Annotated in this window: 20 protein-coding genes and 1 other annotated feature; of the genes, 2 read left to right on the top strand and 18 right to left on the bottom strand. The window is 50.6% G+C overall.

Annotated elements, in window-relative coordinates:
- Positions 1 to 63: 63 nt before the first annotated feature.
- A complete protein-coding gene (locus FC49_RS01960) occupies positions 64 to 1,284 on the bottom strand; it encodes an NAD(P)/FAD-dependent oxidoreductase (protein WP_056983951.1) in 1,221 nt (406 codons plus the stop codon).
- Between the two features lie 25 nt (positions 1,285 to 1,309).
- Positions 1,310 to 2,212: a prenyltransferase gene (locus tag FC49_RS01955; RefSeq protein ID WP_003715937.1), complete on the bottom strand. Its 903-nt coding sequence runs from the start codon at positions 2,210 to 2,212 to the stop codon at positions 1,310 to 1,312.
- A 60-nt stretch (positions 2,213 to 2,272) separates the two neighbouring features.
- Here FC49_RS01955 and FC49_RS01950 point away from each other — a divergent pair, with 60 nt between their 5' ends.
- A complete protein-coding gene (locus tag FC49_RS01950; RefSeq protein WP_003716167.1) occupies positions 2,273 to 3,256 on the top strand; it encodes a polyprenyl synthetase family protein in 984 nt (327 codons plus the stop codon).
- Between the two features lie 10 nt (positions 3,257 to 3,266).
- Here the strand turns inward: FC49_RS01950 and cydC are convergent, their stop codons facing one another.
- The 6 genes from cydC to rplJ all read right to left on the bottom strand — a co-directional run bounded on the left by cydC (position 3,267) and on the right by rplJ (position 10,528).
- Complete coding sequence (gene cydC / locus FC49_RS01945; RefSeq protein WP_056983949.1) at positions 3,267 to 5,015, bottom strand: thiol reductant ABC exporter subunit CydC; 1,749 nt, start codon at positions 5,013 to 5,015, stop codon at positions 3,267 to 3,269.
- Positions 5,016 to 6,725, bottom strand: a complete 1,710-nt coding sequence (gene cydD, locus FC49_RS01940; RefSeq protein ID WP_056983948.1) for a thiol reductant ABC exporter subunit CydD — start codon at positions 6,723 to 6,725, stop codon at positions 5,016 to 5,018.
- On the bottom strand, positions 6,725 to 7,744 hold the full coding sequence (gene cydB / locus FC49_RS01935) for a cytochrome d ubiquinol oxidase subunit II (RefSeq protein WP_003715919.1): 1,020 nt from the start codon (positions 7,742 to 7,744) through the stop codon (positions 6,725 to 6,727). Before cydB ends, cydD begins: the two co-directional genes overlap by 1 nt.
- Entirely contained in the window at positions 7,745 to 9,178 is a 1,434-nt protein-coding gene (locus FC49_RS01930; protein WP_056983946.1) for a cytochrome ubiquinol oxidase subunit I, read from the bottom strand.
- 421 nt (positions 9,179 to 9,599) lie between these two features.
- Positions 9,600 to 9,965, bottom strand: a complete 366-nt coding sequence (gene rplL, locus FC49_RS01925; RefSeq protein WP_056983944.1) for a 50S ribosomal protein L7/L12 — start codon at positions 9,963 to 9,965, stop codon at positions 9,600 to 9,602.
- Positions 9,966 to 10,027: 62 nt separating this feature from the next.
- Positions 10,028 to 10,528, bottom strand: coding sequence for a 50S ribosomal protein L10 (gene rplJ / locus FC49_RS01920; protein ID WP_003716123.1), 501 nt, complete (start codon positions 10,526 to 10,528; stop codon positions 10,028 to 10,030).
- 31 nt (positions 10,529 to 10,559) lie between these two features.
- Positions 10,560 to 10,676: a sequence feature (ribosomal protein L10 leader region), on the bottom strand.
- A 205-nt stretch (positions 10,677 to 10,881) separates the two neighbouring features.
- On the opposite strand from rplJ, the gene FC49_RS01915 reads away from it, so the two are divergent.
- The gene (locus FC49_RS01915) at positions 10,882 to 12,258 is read left to right on the top strand and encodes an amino acid permease (protein WP_225349487.1); all 1,377 of its coding nucleotides are present in this window, start codon (positions 10,882 to 10,884) and stop codon (positions 12,256 to 12,258) included.
- 74 nt (positions 12,259 to 12,332) lie between these two features.
- Here the strand turns inward: FC49_RS01915 and FC49_RS01910 are convergent, their stop codons facing one another.
- The 10 genes from FC49_RS01910 to FC49_RS01870 all read right to left on the bottom strand — a co-directional run bounded on the left by FC49_RS01910 (position 12,333) and on the right by FC49_RS01870 (position 20,603).
- A complete protein-coding gene (locus FC49_RS01910; protein ID WP_056983942.1) occupies positions 12,333 to 13,523 on the bottom strand; it encodes an aminotransferase-like domain-containing protein in 1,191 nt (396 codons plus the stop codon).
- A gap of 383 nt (positions 13,524 to 13,906) precedes the next feature.
- The gene (rplA, locus tag FC49_RS01905; protein ID WP_003716166.1) at positions 13,907 to 14,599 is read right to left on the bottom strand and encodes a 50S ribosomal protein L1; all 693 of its coding nucleotides are present in this window, start codon (positions 14,597 to 14,599) and stop codon (positions 13,907 to 13,909) included.
- A gap of 95 nt (positions 14,600 to 14,694) precedes the next feature.
- A complete protein-coding gene (gene rplK, locus FC49_RS01900) occupies positions 14,695 to 15,120 on the bottom strand; it encodes a 50S ribosomal protein L11 (RefSeq protein WP_004564550.1) in 426 nt (141 codons plus the stop codon).
- Positions 15,121 to 15,296: 176 nt separating this feature from the next.
- The gene (gene nusG, locus FC49_RS01895; protein WP_003716015.1) at positions 15,297 to 15,842 is read right to left on the bottom strand and encodes a transcription termination/antitermination protein NusG; all 546 of its coding nucleotides are present in this window, start codon (positions 15,840 to 15,842) and stop codon (positions 15,297 to 15,299) included.
- A 109-nt stretch (positions 15,843 to 15,951) separates the two neighbouring features.
- On the bottom strand, positions 15,952 to 16,128 hold the full coding sequence (secE, locus tag FC49_RS01890; protein WP_003716062.1) for a preprotein translocase subunit SecE: 177 nt from the start codon (positions 16,126 to 16,128) through the stop codon (positions 15,952 to 15,954).
- 11 nt (positions 16,129 to 16,139) lie between these two features.
- Positions 16,140 to 16,289: a 50S ribosomal protein L33 gene (rpmG, locus tag FC49_RS09725; protein ID WP_081453980.1), complete on the bottom strand. Its 150-nt coding sequence runs from the start codon at positions 16,287 to 16,289 to the stop codon at positions 16,140 to 16,142.
- A gap of 64 nt (positions 16,290 to 16,353) precedes the next feature.
- Positions 16,354 to 17,100 (bottom strand): 23S rRNA (guanosine(2251)-2'-O)-methyltransferase RlmB, encoded by a 747-nt coding sequence (gene rlmB / locus FC49_RS01885; RefSeq protein WP_003716118.1) that lies wholly within the window; start codon positions 17,098 to 17,100, stop codon positions 16,354 to 16,356.
- Complete coding sequence (locus FC49_RS01880; protein WP_004564552.1) at positions 17,090 to 17,503, bottom strand: Mini-ribonuclease 3; 414 nt, start codon at positions 17,501 to 17,503, stop codon at positions 17,090 to 17,092. Before FC49_RS01880 ends, rlmB begins: the two co-directional genes overlap by 11 nt.
- Positions 17,504 to 17,514: 11 nt before the next feature.
- On the bottom strand, positions 17,515 to 18,930 hold the full coding sequence (gene cysS / locus FC49_RS01875; RefSeq protein WP_003715902.1) for a cysteine--tRNA ligase: 1,416 nt from the start codon (positions 18,928 to 18,930) through the stop codon (positions 17,515 to 17,517).
- 539 nt (positions 18,931 to 19,469) lie between these two features.
- Entirely contained in the window at positions 19,470 to 20,603 is a 1,134-nt protein-coding gene (locus tag FC49_RS01870; RefSeq protein ID WP_004564561.1) for a PIN/TRAM domain-containing protein, read from the bottom strand.
- Between the last annotated feature and the right edge of the window lie 22 nt (positions 20,604 to 20,625).

Genomic DNA, 20,625 nt, shown 5'->3' with positions numbered 1-20,625 from the left:
TTGTGCTTTCTAAAAAATACGACGGGGCGTGAAATGACTTCAGTCACGCTCTCTTTCATCATTCTAATGGTAAAGGTCGAAACGGCCCTTGGCAAACAGTTCTCTGAAGCCGCCCAATTCCATCAGCGACTTATTCATAATCATCTTCTTCATGACCGAAGCCGGATAGCCCTTAAAGGAGTGGCCCCCAGCTTCACCAAAGGCACGAGTGTTACCGACGGAGGCCACCGTCCCCAGGGACTTGTAAGTGTAGGCCCCCGGACGGCTCGTCCCCTTGACCCGGGCAGCGATGTCCTTGGCAACGTAATTAGCCATCGACAGGGCAATCTGAGCAGTGGTTGGGTATGGCCGCTTGCCATCAGGTGGCATTACCGCAGCCACGTCACCGATCATGTAAAGATTATCATGATCAGGAGCGGTCAGGTGGGCTGTGTCCATTACCCGGCCGCGCCGTTCTTGCAGGTGTGATTCAGCCACGACCGGACTGCCGCTGACCCCGGTCGTCCAGATAATCGTGTTGCCCACAATCTTGTGCAATGGGGTCCCCTCTTCATCATTTGCGCCCTTGTACAGAACCACGCCCGGCTGGATTTCCTGAATCAGGGCTTCGGTAATGATGTTGACGTCCAGCTTCTCCAGGAGCTTGATCCCATAATCGGCGAGCTTATCATTGAACATTGGCAGAAGCCGCTTGGAAGCGTCAATGATGTCAATCTTAATTTGGTCTGGCGTGACCCCAGCGAGCTTAGCATAGCGCACCCGGGCATCAGCAAGGGCCCCGGCTAGTTCGATTCCGGTAAAACCAGCCCCGCAGATGATTATCCGCAGGTCATTTTCGTCCTTCGTCTGCCGGTAGTCTTCCATCTGCTTGATGATGTGCTCATGGATGGCTTCCGCTTCCTTGACGTCGGTCATTGGCAGGCTGTTTTCTGCCGCGCCTTTAATACCAAAGGTTTCAGAAACGAAGCCGAGAGCAAAGACACAGTAATCGTATTCCAGCGGCGCATGTCCATCCAGGATTACCAGGTGCTTCTCCTCATCGACCCGCGCTACGTGAGCCAGGATCAGGGTCGTCATCCGTGGATCTAACACATCGGTGATTGGGAAAGTAATCTTGCTAGCCGGCAGGTTCCCGGAAGCAACCTCATGCAGGTCAGTTGCCTCATAGTGGTAGTCATTTTCATCGACCAGGGTAATCTCGAGCTGTCCCCGACACTTCTTTTGCAACTCAACGACGGTCTTGAGGCCGGCATAGCCAGCACCTAATACAACAACTTTTTTCATTTTTCAGTTCCTCCAATTATGCTTATTAGATTAAAACACCGAGCCAGTAGGTAAGCAGCTGAGCCAGCGAACCGACCAGCAGGATTTTAACCCCGCAGATAAAGGTTTCCTTCTTCACCTGCTTTTCCATCAGCAACTTGTTCTGGTGATAAGTAAACGGTAAAATAACAAGTGACAGCCATACAGTCATTGGCGCAATTTTCAAAAATGGCGAAATAATAATCATGACAAACGCAAGCACGTTTTTGACTGAAAACGCGATTAGGGCGTTGCGCTTACCAATAAAGTGGACGATGGTCGTCCGCTGGTTATCTTCATCTTCCTGGGCATCACAAATGTTATTCGCCAGGAGCAGGTTGGAAATCCATAATTCATCAGGCAAGGCGACAATGAAGACCCGCCATAGCGTTGCCCAGTTCCATTCAAACTGCTGGTAGGAATTCAGGTAGACGCTGAGCAGGACGATCATAAAGCCCATCGTAAAGCCAGAGAATAGTTCCCCTAGTGGCAAGCTGGAAAGCGGGTGCGGCCCGGATGAGTAGAGGATTCCGACCGCAAAGCAAAAGATTCCCATCCACAGGACCGGCCACCCGGCTTGGTAAACCAGCCATAATCCCAGCAGGGCAGCCACCACGGAAAAGCTGACTAATAAAGTTAATACCAGTCGGGGGGAGAGCTGCTCACGACCGATAATATTCGTTTTCCGCTTGTAGTTTTGCTTATCAACTGCATGGTTATAATCGTTGTAGTTGTCAAGCATATCAACCGCCATGTTGAATAAGAGCATTGCCACGAAAAAGATAATTGCTAAGGGCCAATTCAGCGAGTGGAAGTAATACAGGCTAAACGCCATTCCCAATAGGAAGGGTACCACACTCGCCGTCTTCGCCTTGATTTCAACTAGCTCCAAGAACACATTTAACGACACTAAACCACATCCTTTCGGTATAATTATAACTAAAGACAGCATATAAGGAAAATCATTACTATGAATAACAATTGGCAAACTTATCCACTTATCAGCACCCAACTCAAAGCCGTCAACCAGTGCATCCAAGAACGCATTGACTGCCAAAATGCGGAGCTGCACACCGCCCTATTGACCATGGCGAACAATGGCGGCAAGTACCTCCGGCCGGCCCTCCTCCTCTTGACCAGTCAGATTTTTACGCCAAGCAGCCGGAACGATGAACGCTTAATTAAACTGGCAGCGTCGATCGAAGTCCTCCACATGGCAACCTTAATTCATGATGACATCATCGACGATTCACCCGAACGGCGGGGAGCCGTCAGTATCCAAGCACGTTTTGGCAAGGACACCGCAGTCTACGCTGGTGACCTGCTCTTCACGGTCTTCTTCGACCTGCTCCTGGAAGCCATCCCCGCTTCTCCTTACCTGCAGGTCAACGCCCGGGCAATGCGGCAGATCCTAGATGGCGAGTTGGGACAGATGGACCAGCGTTTTAACCTCCAGCAAACGCTCGACGACTACCTCGCCAACGTGCGGGGGAAAACCGCCGCCCTGTTCAAGCTGGCGGCGCAGGAAGGAGCCTACTTCGCGGCGGCCACCACTGAACAGGTAGCAAGCGCCGCCGCCTTCGGTCAGCAGCTGGGGATTGCCTTCCAAATGCTGGACGATATTCTCGACTATACCGGGGGAAAGAAGCTCAATAAGCCCGTGCTTGAAGACCTCGCCACCGGGGTCTACTCCCTCCCCCTGCTAATGGCCCTGGAAACACCGGCCGCTGCCGAGCAAATCAAGCCCCTGCTTGCCAAGGAACGCCAGTTAACAGCGCCAGACATCCAGCGGGTTCAACAGGACGTCATTGCCGGGGGCGCCGTTGAAAAGAGCCGGCAGCTCGCCACCCAGTTCACCCAGGGGGCGCTAACTGAGTTGACTAAACTTCCGGCCACAAAAGCACGTCTGTTCTTACAACAAATGACGAACCGCCTACTAAAGCGCAGCAACTAAGCCGCCAGGATTAAAGTCCCTGGTCGGCTTTTTTTAGTTTCCGGTAACGCTGGTTGCTTTGCCATAATTCTGCCGGGGTCCCGTGCATGGCAAGCTGACCATCCTCAATGAAGATTACCTGGTCGACCTGGTCAATTCCCTGCAGGTGGTGGGTAATCCAAATCAGCGTTTTACCAGCGAGCTGCTCGAAAATCGTATTGATAACGGCCTGCTCGGTAATCGGGTCAAGACCGACTGTCGGTTCATCCAGCAGGATGATTGGCGTGTCCTTGAGCAAAATCCTCGCCAGAGCCAACCGGTGGCGTTCCCCACCAGAAAAGCGCAGGCCCGCCTCATCAACCTTGGTGTCTAAACCATGGGGCAGGGCCGCCACCATCTTGGCTAACCCCACTCTTCGGAGGACCGCCCAGATGTCATCATCGCTCGCCTCTTCATTTCCCAGCCGAATGTTGTTGGCAATCGTCGTGTTAAACAGGTAGGGTTGCTGGTTGATGACGCTGATGTAGTCAGCAATCTGGTCACCAAACTGGTCGGTCGGGACCCCATTCAAAGTTACCTTCCCAGCTGACGGGATCCGGTCGCCACGGAGCAGTGCTGCCAGGGTGCTCTTCCCGGCGCCGCTCCGTCCCAGGATTGCCAGTTTTTCCCCCGGCTTGATGGTTAAATTAATGCCCCGCAACACTTCCTTGCTCGTTTGGGGATAAGTGTAGTGGAGATCCTGAACCTTCAGCTCATAGGGGGCCTTAATAGCTGGCGCCGTGCTTAGCCGCTCCGCAAGTGCCGGCAGATCGTTTAACCGCACCAAGGAATTGGTATAGACGTTGGTCTCCTGGGCTGCGGCAGGCAGGGGCGCGATGGCATCAATCAGCGGAAAGACCGCTAAAACGAAGGCCGCAATCCAGTTTGCCGGGCCACCGGGTTGACCGCCGAACCGGGCCGCACCCCAGATAACCAGGCTAAGCACTAACAGCAAGACCAGTACCTGCATCAAGAAGTCGCGTAGCCGCTCAAACTTGTGCATGGCCCGGGCAGTTGCCAGGTATTGCTGTTCATTTTGGTCGTGAAGCTGGAGGTAGGCATTGCTCCGCCCAGCCAGCACCCAGTCAGCAATTCCCAGAACGTTATCGGTCAGGTTAACGTAGAGCTGGTCCTTAACCTGCTTCTCGTACTCCTGCCGGGCCCCGTTGACCAACACTGACCAGAGCGGGATGGCAAAGATCATCAGGCCAAAGAGGAGCAACATCCACAGTCCCATCAGCGGAGACAGGATTCCGAAGGCAACCACAATCAGGGCGTACAATCCCCAGGCCACGAACATTGGGAAGAGGGTCCGCAGGTATAAATTCTGGATGTGGTGAATATCATCGGACAGGAGCCCCAAGATGTCACCAAGCTGGTACTTGCTAGAAAACGACGCTGCATCATGCTCTAAAGTATCGTAGAGGCGCTGCCGCAAACGGGAAGTCATCTTGAGTACCCAGTTGTGGCTCACCAGCCGTTCCAGATAACGGAAGGCTGGACGGGCAATTCCGAAAGCCCGGGTCAAAACAATTGGTACGTAGACCAACAGGATATTCTCTGGCCGGGTCGCCGACTTACTGATTAAGTAACCGGCACTGAACATTAACCCGGCGCCACAGATAAAAGTAACGATTCCAACGGAAATTGCAAAAATCAACGTTTTCCGGTAACGTCGCAAAAAGGGCCGCACCCAGCGGTCAGCTTTTAAGGCGCGTAATAAGGGAATCCGCTTAAACATCTAGTCTTCACCCCGCATTTCTTTCATCAACTGCTGGAAGTATTCATTGTGCTGCTGGAGATCAGCAAAGGTCCCCTGCCCAACTAACTGGCCATGATTCATCACCAAAATATAATCCATCTCTTTCATCCAGTGCAGCCGGTGGGTAGCGAAAAATACCAGCCGGTGATCCATCAACGGCAGCATCCGCTTCTTCAAATCTAACTCGGTTTCAATATCCAGGTGGGCAGTCGGTTCGTCAAAGATCATGACCCGCCGCTGTTTATCCAGAAAGGCCCGGGCTAAGGCAATCCGCTGGGCCTGGCCACCGGACAGCACCCGGCGGCCGCTGCCGATTACAGTGTCCAATCCGTCTGGCAGGTCGGCAAGGAGGTCCTCTAAGCCAACCACCTTGATTGCCTGCAAGACCTGCTCATCGTTAACGTCCGGGGTGTAGAAGGCGATATTTTCCCGCAGGGTCGCCGTAAAGACGTACGGGTTTTGTGGAATATAGAGCAGCTGTTTGCGCCAGTCAGGGATATCAAGGGTGGTCGCGGCCTGCCCCTGGATGGTAATTTGGCCGGCGGTAGGGGTCAAGAAGCCGCTGAGCAGGTTGATCAGGGTCGTCTTCCCGGCGCCGCTCATCCCAATAATGCCGACCTTTTGGTAGCCACGAATCCCCAGTGACAGGGGCGCGATGGCAACCCCATTCGGGTACTTAAACTGAACCTGGTCCAGCTTTAATTCGTCCCCCGCCTGCCATTCATGCAGGGAAAGGTCGGCAGTCGGCGCCACCGGACGGTTAATCAACTGGTGAATCCGTTTAAACGAATTTTTCCCGTTGAGGGTCGCATGGAAGTCGCTGGCAAAGTTGCGAATCGGCAGGAAATATTCCGGCGCCAAGATTAAAACGGCGAGGGCGGGATATAAGTCGATTTTCCCCTTAATCAGGTCAAAACCGAGGTAAACCGCAATTACCGCAATCGAAAGGGTCGTAAAGAAGTCCAGCGCAAAGGTCGACAGCATGGCAATCTTCAACACCCGCATCGTCCGTTCCCGGAAGTGCTCGCTCGAATTGAAAATGCTCCTGGAATAGCGTTTGCTCAGGCCCAAGTACTTCAAGGTCGCAATTCCCCGCAGTGAATCAATAAAATTATTTGATAATTTCTGGAAGTTGCCAAACTGCTTCTCCGCCTTCGCCTGGGCCGCCTTCCCGAGAATAATCATAAACATTACGATCAACGGATACATAATCAGCAGGATAATTGCCGAACGCAGGTCTAAGAAGCCGGCCGCAACCAGGACAATCACCGGTACGATCATCATCGTCAGGGTCTTTGAAAAGATTAGCTTGATGTACTGACGGACTTCCGCCACCCCGTCAAGAACCATCGTAATCATGCTCCCCGTCCCCTGTGCTTGCACCAGCGCGGGGCCCTGTTGGAAGAGCTTGGACAGCAACCGGCGGCGTAATACTTGCGCAGTCTGCCCCGCGTAATGGTCTAACCAGCGTTCACTCAGCCAGTTCAAGAGCTGGCGGCCGGTGAAGCACGCCGCAAACGCCAGCAGCAGCGGCCAGTTTAGCGCATGTCCCCGCCACAGTTGTGTGATCACGGCGCTTAGTGCCAGCGCCTGTCCAACAATCAAAAAAGCCTGCAGAACGTCCAGTCCCGCAAGCTTTCGACTGATTGATTTAGCTCCCGCGAGTTGAAATAGCTCTCGATCAATCATTAATAATTTGCCTCCCCTACGCGTGGCATCGCAATCCGCTTCCGGAAGATCCAGTAAGCCCAGACCGTGTATGCCAAGACGCATGGTACCAAAATAACCGTAGCAATCGTCATCACAATTAAGGTGTAATTGGATGAGGATGCACTCTGAATCATCAAATCAAACTTGCTGCTGATTGAAGAAATCATTACCCGTGGGAAGAGTCCACAGAAAATCAGTGCAACCAGCGCAATCAAGGTTAAGCCGCTCGCTGTAAATGCTTGCCCCTGCTTGTTCTTAAAGGTCGAAACGTGGGCCCAAACAGAGAAGCCGACGATCAGAACCAGGCATACCAGCGTGGCAATTGGGTGAACCGCCAGGAAGTCGGTCTGGAACAATAGGAGCAGTGCGAAGACTACTTCACCAACGTACAGTACCCAGTAGAGTGCTTGGGCGTAGTTTTGGGACCGTTCAGAGATTGGCCCCTTGGTCTTCAAGGTAATGTAGTTTAGGCCATGCAGGTAGGTCAGCAGTGCCAGGGCAATCCCGCCAACGATTGAGAACCAGTTAAAGTAGTCAAAGAAGTGGGCGTGGATATTGCCCGCGGCATCAATTGGCATCCCCTTGATCATCGAGATGAACATCACCCCGAAGAGGAAAGGAGCAAAGAAGCTGGACCAGGCCATGATCCGGTCCCAAATCGGCTTCTTGCTATCAGAGCTCTTTGCCCGGAACTCGAAGGAAACACCCCGGAGAATCAAGCTGACCAAGATCAGCAGTAGAATCAGGTAGTAACCAGAGAACAGGGTTGCGTACCAGTACGGGAATGACGCGAACATGGCACCACCAGCAGTGATTAGCCATACCTCGTTGCCGTCCCAGACCGGACCAATTGACCGGATCAGCTGCGTCCGTTCACCCTCGTTGTGGGCAAGCGTGCCAACAGCCATACCGACCCCATAATCGAAGCCATCCAGGAAGAAGAAGCCCGCAAACAGGACGCCAATCAGGATAAACCATAAGATTTGCAGAAATGACATTTAGAAGGCCCCCTTTGCGAATGGATCCGTGGCCTTTTTATCTGCCTGGGCCTCATCCCATTCCACTGGGTCGTTACGCAGGAAGCGAACGATCAGTGCAATCAGGATAATTGCCAGAACGGTAAAGAGGACGAAGTAAACAATATTGGACGTCAACAGTGACGCAACCGAAACGTTTGGCGAAACACTCTGGGCAACGGTAAAGAGACCGTAAACCGTCCATGGCATCCGCCCAAATTCGGTAATGAACCAACCAGCAGTGTTGGCTAAGAATGGTGAGAAGGTCAAAATTGCCAAGACCCAAAGCATCCACCGGTGGTTGTAAAGGGTTGGCTTACTCTTCCTGGTCATAACCAAACCGACGATTGATACCAAGAAAAGCAATGCCCCAAAGCCACACATTACCCGGAAACTCCAGAAGAGGGTGTTAACCGGAACGTAGTAATTCATCTTCTGCCCATCAATGTGGGTACCATACTTCTTTTCAAGCTGGGCGTTAATTTCTTCCATCCCTTCAACTGAACCAGACAGTTTGTGGTAGGAAAGAACACTCAGAACACCAGGAATTTCAACCTTTCCCTTGACCTGATGGGTCTTGGTATCGGCAATCCCAACGACCGTCCACGGTGCCGGACTCTTGGTGGTCTTGTAAACCGCTTCGGTTGCCGCAAACTTCATTGGCTGTTCCTTGATCAGGTACTGCATCTGCATATCACCGGCGACGATGGCACCCAGTGAGAAGATCAGCATCAAGGTCAAGCCGACCCGCATCGTCTTGTGGTAAATCAGCTTGTTTTCATCGGATAGTGCCCGCTTCTTCAATAATTGGAAAGCGGCCAAACCGGTAATAATGGTTGCCCCAGTCAAGATGGCAATCAGCATTACGTGGGCGTATTCAAAAATTAATTGCGGGTTAGAAAGCAGGGCCCCAAAGTCAACCATTTCGGCCCGACCGTTACGAACAGTAAAGCCAACCGGGTGCTGCATGAACGAGTTCGCCGTCAAAATCCACAGGGCGGACGTCATGGTCCCGAAAACAATCATCCACATGAAGAATAAGTGCAGACCCTTCTTGATCCGGTCCCAGGTAAAGACCCAGAGACCAATGAAGGTAGACTCAATAAAGAACGACAGCAGGGCTTCAAAGGCCAGTGGCGCACCAAAGATGTCCCCCATGAAACGGGAGTAGTCCGACCAGTTCATCCCAAATTGGAATTCCTGGATCAGCCCGGTAACGACACCGACTGCGAAACTCAGCATAAAGATATTGCCCCAGAACTTCGTCATCTTCTTATATGACGGGTTGTTCGTATGGACATACATGCTTTCCATGATTGCAACGACGAGCCCTGTCCCAATAGTAAACGGAACAAAGAAAAAGTGGAAAACCGTCGTCATTGCAAACTGGAAACGCGCTAAACTAACAATATCCATTGTTAATCCCCTCCAGTAAACAAAATAACTTATCACAGTTTAACAATAATTGCTTATTACATGTTAAGTGTACAACGCAAAGCGCTTACTTTCAAGGACGATTAAATTTTTTATATCGATATTTTGGCGACCTAGTGATTGATAATGGCTAGTAGCTTTCCTTGACTATCGACTAATAAAAATCAAATCATAAGAAAGAAGTGCCGGCGGGCTTTTAAACGGCTAATCAGTAGATAACAGAATTGAAGGTGTGCGGTGATCTATTCACCTCTAGGCAGCACCTATAAAAAAGCGGGAGTGCGCTACACGCCCTCATTTCACTCCCCTTTTTTCAATTCCTAATAATAAGTCAGCTCCGCCGTGACAGAATTAATTTTAAAATAAAAAAGAGGCTGGGTTAATACCCAACCTCGCTAAAGAACTATTTAAGGGTAACAGTAGCACCAGCGGCTTCAAGCTTTTCCTTGATGTCGTTAGCTTCGTCTTCCTTAACGTCTTCCTTGATAGCAGAAGGAGCACCGTCAACAAGGTCCTTAGCGTCCTTCAGGCCAACACCAGTGATGTCCTTAACGGCCTTAATAACCTTAACCTTAGCGGCACCTGGTTCAGTCAATTCAACAGTGAAGCTGTCCTTAGCAGCAGCGTCGCCACCGGCAGCACCGGTAACAGCAACTGGAGCAGCAGCTGAAACGTCGAATTCTTCTTCGATTGCCTTAACAAGATCGTTAAGGTCAGAAATTGATGCTTCCTTTAATGAAGCAATGATAGCATCCTTATCAAAAGCCATGTTTATTTCCTCCAATATTTAGGTAATTGATTTTGATTTGATATTGAACCGATAAACGGTAATTATGCGGCTTCGTCTTCCTTGTCGGCAACGGCCTTGACTGCCCGGGCAATCTTCCGCATTGGGTCTTGCAATGCAGATGCAAGCATGGACAACAGGTCTTCACGACTAGGCATCGTAGCGTATTCGTTGATTTCATCAAGAGTCTTGACACTCTTTTCGATGAAGCCACCCTTGATTTCAAGAGCGTCGTGGTCGTCAGCGAACTTCTTCAAGATCTTAGCTGGGGCAATTGGGTCCTCATCGGAGAAAGCCACAGCAGTTGGACCAACAAAAGTTGACCGCAGATCTTCGTAGTCGGTACCTTCAACGGCCCGGTCAAGAATCTTGTTCTTGATAACTGACATCTTGACACCGGCATCACGGAGTTGCTTACGTAAGTCAGTAACTTCGGCAACAGTCAAACCACGGTAATCAACAACGATAGCTGATTGGGCGGCGTTAATCAAATCAGCGGTTTGCTTAACGACTTCCGCCTTCTTAGCAATAGCTGCTTCACTCATGAATTTTCACCTCCTGCAATGTATTTTGATCGGATTTATAAAAAAATCCCTATGACCGCAGACATAGAGAAGGAATTTACATTTCTTCCTCGGCAGGCAATATTAAGGCAGGTGCCACCTGAGTCTTAGGCAGAGTCATATTTAATCAACTTTGATAGTATAGCATAGTCGTTGGCTTGCTGTAAAGCACCTTTTGCAATCTATCCCGATTCCTTTTTCGAATTATAATTCTTCTAAAATAAGCATTTTACATTAAGTAAGGAAATCATTAAACTGGGTATCGTAAAGAAGGAGTGATTAATTTGCATAATCAAGGCCATATCCGGCACACGCTCCAGTCCCGCCACCTGTCAATGATTGCTCTTGGCGGCACGATCGGTACCGGCTTGTTTATTGCCTCCGGTTCAGCTATCACCACGGCGGGTCCCGGTGGCAGCCTCGTCGCCTATTCCATTATGGGACTAATGGTGTTCTTTTTGATGACCAGTCTAGCTGAAATGGCAACCTATAATCCCCGCAGCGGGTCGTTTGCGGAGTACGCCAACCGCTACGTCGACCCAGCGCTCGGCTTCGCAATGGGCTGGAATTACTGGTTCTGCGGTGCGATTACCGTGGCAGTTGAGCTGTCAACCGTTGGCATCGTTATGAACTTCTGGTTTCCCCACGTTCCCGGCTGGATTTTCAGCCTGCTTGCCTTTGTCATTATTTTTATCATTAACTATTTCTCGGTCCGGGCATACGGGGAAACCGAGTTTTGGCTGGCCCTGCTCAAAGTCGCGGCCGTAGTTATCTTCGTAATTGTCGGCATTGCAGTTATCATGGGCCTAATCGGCGGGCATCACGCGCTCGGCTTTAAGAACTTTACCTACAAGCAGGCGCCGTTTGTCAACGGAATTCCCGGTATCATCAGTGCCTTTGTCGTCTCCGGTTTCTCCTTCCAGGGAACCGAAATGGTCGGCATTGCCGCCGGTGAGTCTGCCGATCCGCAGCACAGTGTTCCCCGGGCAATCCACGCAACCTTCTGGCGAATCTTATTATTCTACGTCCTGACGATCTTTGTCATCGCCTGCATCCTGCCCTACACGAATAAGAACCTATTGAGTTCCGACGTCAAGGACATTATCACCAGTCCCTTCACGCTGATCTTCCAGTATGCGGGGCTGCGCTACGCCGCGGGCATCATGAATTTTGTAATCTTAATTGCGGTCCTGTCATCGGCTAACTCCTGGCTGTACGCTATCTCCCGGATTCTTTTCTCCCAGTCAATGGACGGTTTCCTCTGGAAGGGATTTCGGGCCGTTAACCGCCGGGGGATTCCCATTTTGAGTTTCCTGGCAATGGCCGCGCTTAGCCTCGCCATGTGGGCCCTCCAATTTATCGGTCCCAATGTCTACAACTACCTGATTTCCGCGAATAGTTTAGGCGGCTTTATGGAGTGGCTGGGGATTGCTATTGCCCATTTCCGCTTCCGCCGTGGTTTCCTGCGGCAGGGCCATACGTTGGACGAATTGGATTACCACGCCGGCCTTTTCCCGTTTGGCCCCATCTTTGCCTTTGTCCTTTGCGTCATCGTGATTGCTGGACAGAACGTTGACGCCTTCATCAAGCTGGACTGGTCCAACATCCTGATTACCTACATGTCCGTCCCGCTCTTTATCTTCTTCTACTTCTATTACAAGCTACGGCACCACACACACCTGGTACCATTAGAGAGCATGAAATTAAAATAATTCGAACTTAACGTAAATGACCTCCAGAGCTTTCTACAACTCTGGAGGTCATTTTTTCTATAAATTAAATTAATTTACTTTACTGCTTCTTGGAGGGCTTCACCCAACTGCTTCATCCCCGCCTTGATCTTGTCCTCTTCGGCATTGGAATAGTTCAGGCGGAAGGCCCCTGGCTGTGGCTTGCCAGCAAAGAACGGGTCGCCCGGGACAAAGGCCACGCTGTGTTCCAGACACTGCTTAAATAACTCAACCGTGTCATCAACCCCCGGCACTTCAACCCAGAGGAACATTCCGCCCTCCGGATCGGTGTACTTAACGCCGGCCGGGAAGTATTCCTTGATTCCTTCAACCATCAATTCCTTGCGCTTGCCATAGAGCGCGCTGATTTCCTTAACATGGGCGTCTAAGTCATTATGCGCCAGGAATTCAACCACGGCGTACTGGGCCAGGTTGTCGGTATGGAGGTCAGCAGACTGTTTAAGCACCGTCAGCTTATCAACTACCTTGGCATCGGCCACTAACCAGCCGAGCCGGAAGCCGGGGGCCAGAGTCTTCGAGAAAGTACTCATGTAAAGGACGTGGCCATCCTTGTCAAAGGACTTAACCGCGGGCACGTGCTGGCCAGCAAAGCGAATCTCACCGTACGGGTTGTCTTCCAACACCAGGACATCGTACTTAGCAGCCAACTCGGCGAGCTTTTGGCGCCGGTCCGCTGGCATTGTCCGCCCAGTCGGATTCTGGAAGTTTGGCACCGTGTAGATTAACTTAGTCGATGGGTTCGCTTTCAGCGCTGCCTCGAGGGCGTCCATCTTCATCCCGTCATCATCCATCTCGACACTGACGAAATCAGCACCGTAAGACTTGAAGACGTCTAGGGCACAAAGGTAGGTCGGTTGCTCAACCAGGACGGTGTCGCCAGGGTTGACAAACGCTTTCCCTACTAAGTCCAGCACCTGTTCAGAACCGGTGGTTACCAGGACATTTTCTAACTCACCCGTCACGTTTTCCTTTTGTTTGACGTGTTCTAAGATTTGTTCACGCAGGGCGGTTACCCCCTTAGCGGCCCCGTATTGCATGGCTTCTTGGCCGTGTTCTTCAAAAGCCAGGTCAACCGCCGCCTGCATTTCCTTAACCGGGAATAATTCAGGAGCTGGCAGACCACCAGCAAAGGAAATAATTTGCGGATCCGCCGCTGCCTTTAAAATGGCCCCAACCGCATCCGTGCCGTCTGCTGGAACTCGTTTAGAAAATTTAAACTCTGTCATTGTCGTCACTCCTTATTCGTGGTTAATAATAAATTAGATATTTCTAATAGAAATATCATTGTTTTGTAGTATACAATACAAAGTTGCGATTGTGAAGCACATTTTGCAAGAAGCTAATTTAAATTAAATTTGGTTCAAACCGGCCGTTACCATCAGTAAATTAATTTAAAAAATAAAAAAGAGAGTGAGAAAAAACACCCCAAATCGGCTAGCAAGCTGATTTGGGGTGTTTGTCTTCGAACCTCCGCAAGGATGGCTAGGTTAGTTAAACGCTGATTTATCAGCGTTTGAACTGCCAGCCAGCTACTGCGCTGAGGCATTATTAATCTACAAAATATTAAAGAGGTTGAGTTAATTCCCAGCCTCTCTTAATTATCCCATGCTTAGAAGCTTTCCAGGTCAAGCGTAACACTTGGGCCGAAAGTTGAAGCGATGGATGCGTGCTTGATGTAAGTACCACGCACTGAAGCAGGACGAGCCTTAACAACGATGTCTTCCAACGTCTTCAGGTTTTCAACCAGCTTGTCAGTGTCAAAGGATACCTTACCAAATGGCACAGCAACGTTACCATCTCGGTCAGTCCGGTAGGTTACTTGACCAGCCTTGGCGTCAGAAACAGCCTTGGCAACGTCCATCGTAACCGTACCAGTCTTCGGGTTTGGCATTAAGCCCTTAGGACCAAGGACCCGACCCAGGCGACCAACCTTAGGCATCATGTTTGGCGTAGCGATTGCAACGTCAAAGTCTAACCAGCCGTCTTGGATCTTTTCTACCAAGTCATCGGAGCCAACAAAGTCAGCACCGGCTTCTTCAGCAGCCTTAGCGTTGTCACCTTCAGCGAAGACGATCACGGTTTGGTCCTTACCAGTACCGTTAGGCAAAACAACGGCACCACGTAATTGCTGGTCTGCTTGCTTAGTATCTACGTTTAAGTTGAATGCAACTTCGATTGATGAGTCAAAGTTAGCAAAGTCAATGTCTTTTACCAATTGAACTGCGTCGTTAACAGCGTAAGCTTTCTTAGTGTCAACCTTTTTAAGCGCATCTTGGTACTTCTTACCACGATTCTTAGCCATCTTGTGTTTTTTCCTCCTTGCAAATGTGGTCTAGCGGAGTTAATACCTCCCACGGAGACGCACCACTTTAATGGTACGTCCGGACTGCCGAGCAATTAGCCTTCAACAGTGAAGCCCATGCTCCGTGCAGTACCTTCGATCATGCGCATCGCTGCTTCAACGTCAGCGGCGTTTAGATCTTGCATCTTCGTTTCGGCGATTTCCTTAACTTGGTCCTTGGTTACAGAAGCAACCTTCTTCGTGTTAGGTTCACCGGAACCGTGTTCAACACCAGCGGCCTTCTTCAGTAAGACAGCAGCAGGCGGCGTCTTAGTAATGAAGTCAAATGAACGGTCCTCATAAACGGTAATTACAACTGGGATCAGCATACCCTTTTGGTCAGCAGTCCGTGCGTTGAATTCCTTCGTGAAGCCCATGATGTTAATACCTGCTTGTCCAAGTGCAGGACCTACTGGTGGAGCTGGTGTTGCTGCACCGGCAGGAATTTGCAACTTGACAACGTTAGCTACTTTCTTTGCCACGAGACAAAACCTCCTTAGTCCGTGTTGTGGTCATGATGAGGCAGAAAATTTACCTCTCCCACAGTATGTTAATAGCATACCTTAAAAAAATACCATAATTAGGCGGGCATTTCAAGCCTGGATGTTGCCCTTTCCGCGAAGCAACTGCTAATGGGGCGGCCCCTCGCGAAGTTCAACTATTCCACCGTGTCGACCTGGTCAAAGCCTAATTCGGCAGACGTTTCCCGGCCAAACATTTCGACATTGACCTTCAGCTTCTGCTTTTCATGGTCGACTTCGGTAACCTTCCCGGTCAGGTCAGCGAACGGTCCGGCAATTACCTTGACGGTGTCGCCTTCCTTGACGTCAATATCACTGACGGTAATGTCAGCCCCCATCCGCTTCATAATCCGTTCTACTTCATCGGGAAGCAGTGGCGTTGGCTTGGAACCACCACCGTGAGAACCCAAGAATCCGGTTACCCCTGGCGTGTTCCGGGCGATGTACCACGCTTGGTCAGTCATGATCATTTCGACCAGGACGTAACCGGGGAAAGTATTTTCAGTGACCTCTTTAGCCTGGCCATCCTTAACTTCCCGAACCGTTTCTTCCGCAACCACTACCCGAAAGATGTAGTCCTGCATCCCCATTGATTGGGCCCGTGACTCCAAGTTGCTCTTCACCCGGTTTTCGTAACCAGAGTAGGTATGCAGCACATACCAACGTTTTTCATGCGATTCCACGATGAATCCTCCTCTTTGATTTAACTTTTGCCAAAATAAAAAAACTTCGTATCTCCACGAAGCTCATCACAGTTAGTATAACAGACCACTATTTGTTTTGCCACTATTGTTAAACAAATAGCTTCATAAATGATTGAATTAACCAGTCGAAGAGGGCAAAGAACAGGACGAAAAATAGGGTCAGGGAAATAACAATTGTCGTATCCCGCCGGTTTTCCCGTGCCGTTGGCCAAACAACCAGCTTCATTTCATGATTAACACTTTTAATAAATCGAATCAAGTGCATAGTATCCTCCACTATTTACTCTCGCGGTGCAATGTATATTCCCCGCAATGTTTGCAAAACTTGCGCAGCTCTAACCGGGCTTGGCGGTGTGGATTAGCGGCCACCGTATAGTTCCGCGCCCCACACTTGGTACATTCCAAGGCCACCTTCTTTCGGGACATACTAACACCTCCACGTACAATATAGACTATCACGGATCCCCAGGGAAAAGCAAGCTAACCGGGCTTATAAGGGGTGCCGGGAATTAAAGCCCTGGTAAATCAACAGACTGGCGGCAACACTGGCATTAAGGCTCTGAACGTGGCCAATCATCGGAATCGTCAGCATCTCGTCGCAGCTCTTCTTGAGCAGGGGCGAAATTCCCTTGCCTTCATTACCGATTACCAGTGCAACGGCCCCATGGGCATCCCAGGTCCGGTAGTCCCGCCCCTTCATGTCAGTTCCAAAGAGCCAGACACCACGGTCTTTCAACTCCTTGGCGGTCTGAACGAGGTTAGTGACCCGGGCAACGGGTACGTGTTCCAACGCTCCCGTTGAAGTCTTCGCCACGACCGACGTCAACCCCACTGCCCGGCGCCGGGGAATGATAATCCCATGCACCCCAGCCGCATCAGCAGTTCGAATAATCGAGCCCAGGTTGTGGGGGTCCTCCAGTTCATCCAAAATCAGGAAAAACGGGTCCTCATGCTTTTGGGCGGCGTTTGCAAAGAGGTCGTCCAAGTCAGCGTACTGGTAAGCCGCCACTGCCAGCGCTACCCCCTGGTGGTTTTGGTGGTCAGTCAGCTGGTCCAGCTTCGTCTTCGGAACCGTGGAAACTACCAGACGCTTCTGCTTGGCGAGCTTAATGATTTCCGCAATCGCGTCCGCTTTCAGTCCGGCCTGGACGAATACCTTGTTAATCTCCTGGTCGGCCTTGAGGGCCATTACCGCGGGGTGGCGCCCAATAATAAAGTCAGTATTTTCAGTTTTCATGCTTTGTCCGCCCTTCTTCAACTTGTTTAATACACCATGCTGCTAGTTCAGCCAGTCGTTCCTGCTGCCCTGAAAGCTGGAGGTACCCCATCAGGGCCTCAAACCCCGTCGAAATACGGTAAGTCAGCACCGAGGTGTGCTTGGCGTGGGTGTGGCTGTTAGCGTTGCGGCCCCGTTTGAAGTAGGCCCATTCTTCCGCGGTCAAGAGCTCATCAGCCTTCATCAGGTCGATCAGCGCTGCCTGAGCCTTTGCTGAGACGTAGTGGGTCGCAATGTGCTGCAGCTTGGTGGGCTTGCTAAGCCCCGTGCTTAATAAATGCTGGCGGATAAATACTTCATAGACGGCGTCGCCAAGGTAGGCGAGCGCAATCCCGTTCAACTGCTGGTAGTTTGCTTCTTCCATACTTTTGCTTATTACTGCTCCTTCTTGTAACGCGTTCCCTGGGGAGTATCTTCAAGGATAATCCCCTGTTGCTTTAATTCATCCCGAATTTGGTCACTGCGGGCGAAATCCTTGTTCTTTCGGGCCTGGTTCCGCTCCTCAATCAGCGCCTTGATCTGCTCGTCGTCAATGTGGTTATCATGAGCAACGAGCTTGATGCCAAAAATGCTGATCAGCTGGGCCAGCTTGTCCTTGTATGCCTGGAGGGCTCCCTGCTTGACTGCTGCTTGCTGAGCGTAAGTGTTGGCCGCCTTGACCAGCTCATAAACCACGGCAATCCCGTTTTGCACGTTGATATCATCATCCATGGCCGTGGTAAAGCGCGCGGTAAAGTCTGCCAACTGCTGGGTCACCAGTGCATCGTCTCCCGTTGCCGCGTCCTGCTGCCGGTAGGTCAGGTTGTCATAAGCGGTCTGGATGTGTTCCAGGTTATTCTTAGCATCCGTCAGGTTATCCTCACTGTACTGGATAGGCCGCCGGTACTGGGTCGTTGCCATAAAGAAGCGCAGCACCTGCGGGTCGACCGTCTTGATAATGTCATGGACAGTAATGAAGTTGTGCAGGGACTTGCTCATCTTCTCGTTGTCCTTGCCAATCGTTACAAAGCCATTGTGCATCCAGTAGCGGACGAAGGGCTGGCCAGTCGCCGCTTCACTCTGGGCAATTTCATTTTCGTGGTGGGGAAATTCAAGGTCCTGCCCACCGGCGTGAATATCCAGGGTCTGACCGAGGTACTTCGTGGACATTACCGAGCACTCGATGTGCCAGCCGGGACGACCCTGGCCCCATGGGGAATCCCAGCTGATCTCACCGGGCTTGGCCGCCTTCCAGAGGGCGAAGTCCATCGGGTCTTCCTTTTTGCCAATCTCATCGGCGCTGACGTGTTCACTGGCACCAACTTCCAGGTCGTCAATCGACTGCCCAGACAGCTGACCATAGTGGGCAAACTTCCGCGCCCGGTAGTAAACATCCCCGTCGCTTTCGTAAGCATACCCCTTCTCAATCAGTGTTTGGACAAAGGCAATAATGTCGGGAATATTTTCGGTTGCCCGGGGGTGCCTGGTTGCCGGTTCAATATTAACCGCCGTCGTGTCCGCCATAAAAGCCTGAATGAACTTATCCGCCAGTTGGGGCACGGTAATCCCCTGCTCATGAGCGGCCTTGATCATTTTGTCATCCACGTCGGTAAAGTTAGAAACGTAGTTGACCTGGTAGCCCTTAAACTCAAGGTAGCGACGAACGGTATCAAAGGCGATGGCACTACGCGCGTTGCCAATGTGAATATAGTTATAAACGGTGGGACCACAGACATACATATTAACAACCCCCGGGTGGAGGGGCTTAAATTCTTCTTTTTGCCGGGTTAAAGTATTGTATATCTTCAGCATTTTGATCTTCTCCCATCGTTGATTGAAATCTTCCCAATAATTTTAACACATTCGGCCTACCGGTTCGGGATTTTCTCACCATAAACAATTTTTGGAATTTTGGTCATACTTTCTTCACATTTAATTGTTACTATAATAACCGTAGCAAGGAGCAATCCTTACTACATTCAATGAAACCTATTATTTTTCAATTACTCCTCCCAATAGTAACCGAAAAAATAATAAAAATTGCGAAATCTCCCCCAAGATTATCGTAATACTCCCTAATGAGATAGCTCCCAAGCTATCTCTTTTTTTGTACTAGCTAGCCAAACAACGGCGCAGTACACAGATGGGAGCGTGAAGACGCGCAGCTAGTCTTTAGAAAGCACAAAGAGGGCTTCAGAGTTCGGCTTTGCCGAGCACTGAAGCCCCTTTGTGTACTGCGCTGTTCGCCTTTTTGTTAAAGTAATAGAGCTTATGTCACAGCCCATTTTGCTTTCGAAAGACTGGTTGTGTGCCGTCACGCACCTAGCCATTATTAATTCATCATTTTGAGACTACTTCTTGTCCTTCTTATCCTTGGCAGGGTTTTGACTATTGATTCCCTTTTGGGAGTGTACCGGCCGGGCAAAAATCATCCGCCCCGCATCCGTCTGGAGGGCGCTGGTGACCTCGACCTCAATCGGTTGGTTCATGAAGTAACGGCCATCCTCAACTACGACCATCGTGCCATCATCCAGGTAGGCAACCCCCTGCTGGCGTTCGGTCCCCTTCTTGACCACGACCACGTTGAGCTTTTCGCCCGGAATGACCCGTGGACGCAGCGACTTTGCCAGGTTATTGATGTTTAAGACATCAACGTTTTGGAACTGGATGACCTTGTTGAGGTTGTAGTCGTTAGTGACGATCGCCCCGTTAACCTTCTTGGCGAGGGCAATCAGCTTACTATCGACTTCCGGAATATCCTCAAAATCACCGTCGTACATCTCGATTGGAACGATTTTTTCCTTGCGCAGCTTATTCAAAATATCTAAGCCCCGCCGACCGCGGACCCGCTTGATGCTTTCGCCCGAGTCAGCAATGTATTGCAGCTCGTAGAGGACGAAATTCGGCACCAGTAGGGTTCCTTCTAAGAAGCCGGTCTTGACCAGGTCGTAGATCCGCCCATCAATCAGGATATTAGTGTCCAAAATCTTGTAATGGTGATAGTTGGCGTCCTGTTGCTTGATGACCTCATGCTGACCCCCGGCTTCCTTATTACGGCGCAGGGTTGCCAGGTTTTTCCAATCATCCAACCGTGAGGTCCCAATCTTAAAGCCGTAGTAACTGAAGACGACCATCAGCAGAATCGGCAAAACATTGTTGATCACCGGAATCCGTGTCCGCCAGAGGGGAATTGAAATTAGGACGGCCAGCACAAGGCCCAGGATTGTGAGCAGGGCCCCAAAGAAGATATAAATCGGGCTCTTGCTGGTCAGGTCGTGTTCCACCTGGTGAATCACGTTCAGGGTTGGCTTCATGAGTGCTAAGGATAATAACCAAAAAATAATAGCACCGATGGCAACATCCATGAAGAACAAAAGCGAACGGTCAAGTTGCCAGTTAAAAACATCCCAGAGCAGTGGCAGGTAGTAAAAACCAACCGTTGCCCCAAGCAAAATATAAATCAAGCGAATTATTCGTTTCAGCATTAATTGCATCCCTCCTTAAAAT

This window comes from Limosilactobacillus oris DSM 4864 (genome assembly GCF_001434465.1).
In the GTDB taxonomy this organism is placed as follows: domain Bacteria; phylum Bacillota; class Bacilli; order Lactobacillales; family Lactobacillaceae; genus Limosilactobacillus; species Limosilactobacillus oris.
Note: the sequence above shows the minus strand (reverse complement) of the source record. Positions and strands in the feature narration are given on the sequence as shown.

Excerpts from the sequence above, each read along its gene's own strand:
- FC49_RS01960 (WP_056983951.1), bottom strand. The coding sequence starts at position 1,284 with ATGAAAAAAGTTGTTGTATTAGGTGCTGGCTATGCCGGCCTCAAGACC.
- FC49_RS01950 (WP_003716167.1), top strand. The coding sequence starts at position 2,273 with ATGAATAACAATTGGCAAACTTATCCACTTATCAGCACCCAACTCAAA.
- cydC (WP_056983949.1), bottom strand. The coding sequence starts at position 5,015 with ATGTTTAAGCGGATTCCCTTATTACGCGCCTTAAAAGCTGACCGCTGG.
- cydD (WP_056983948.1), bottom strand. The coding sequence starts at position 6,725 with ATGATTGATCGAGAGCTATTTCAACTCGCGGGAGCTAAATCAATCAGT.
- cydB (WP_003715919.1), bottom strand. The coding sequence starts at position 7,744 with ATGTCATTTCTGCAAATCTTATGGTTTATCCTGATTGGCGTCCTGTTT.
- FC49_RS01930 (WP_056983946.1), bottom strand. The coding sequence starts at position 9,178 with ATGGATATTGTTAGTTTAGCGCGTTTCCAGTTTGCAATGACGACGGTT.
- rplL (WP_056983944.1), bottom strand. The coding sequence starts at position 9,965 with ATGGCTTTTGATAAGGATGCTATCATTGCTTCATTAAAGGAAGCATCA.
- rplJ (WP_003716123.1), bottom strand. The coding sequence starts at position 10,528 with ATGAGTGAAGCAGCTATTGCTAAGAAGGCGGAAGTCGTTAAGCAAACC.
- FC49_RS01915 (WP_225349487.1), top strand. The coding sequence starts at position 10,882 with ATGATTGCTCTTGGCGGCACGATCGGTACCGGCTTGTTTATTGCCTCC.
- FC49_RS01910 (WP_056983942.1), bottom strand. The coding sequence starts at position 13,523 with ATGACAGAGTTTAAATTTTCTAAACGAGTTCCAGCAGACGGCACGGAT.
- rplA (WP_003716166.1), bottom strand. The coding sequence starts at position 14,599 with ATGGCTAAGAATCGTGGTAAGAAGTACCAAGATGCGCTTAAAAAGGTT.
- secE (WP_003716062.1), bottom strand. The coding sequence starts at position 16,128 with ATGCACTTGATTCGATTTATTAAAAGTGTTAATCATGAAATGAAGCTG.
- rpmG (WP_081453980.1), bottom strand. The coding sequence starts at position 16,289 with ATGTCCCGAAAGAAGGTGGCCTTGGAATGTACCAAGTGTGGGGCGCGG.
- rlmB (WP_003716118.1), bottom strand. The coding sequence starts at position 17,100 with ATGAAAACTGAAAATACTGACTTTATTATTGGGCGCCACCCCGCGGTA.
- FC49_RS01880 (WP_004564552.1), bottom strand. The coding sequence starts at position 17,503 with ATGGAAGAAGCAAACTACCAGCAGTTGAACGGGATTGCGCTCGCCTAC.
- cysS (WP_003715902.1), bottom strand. The coding sequence starts at position 18,930 with ATGCTGAAGATATACAATACTTTAACCCGGCAAAAAGAAGAATTTAAG.
- FC49_RS01870 (WP_004564561.1), bottom strand. The coding sequence starts at position 20,603 with ATGCTGAAACGAATAATTCGCTTGATTTATATTTTGCTTGGGGCAACG.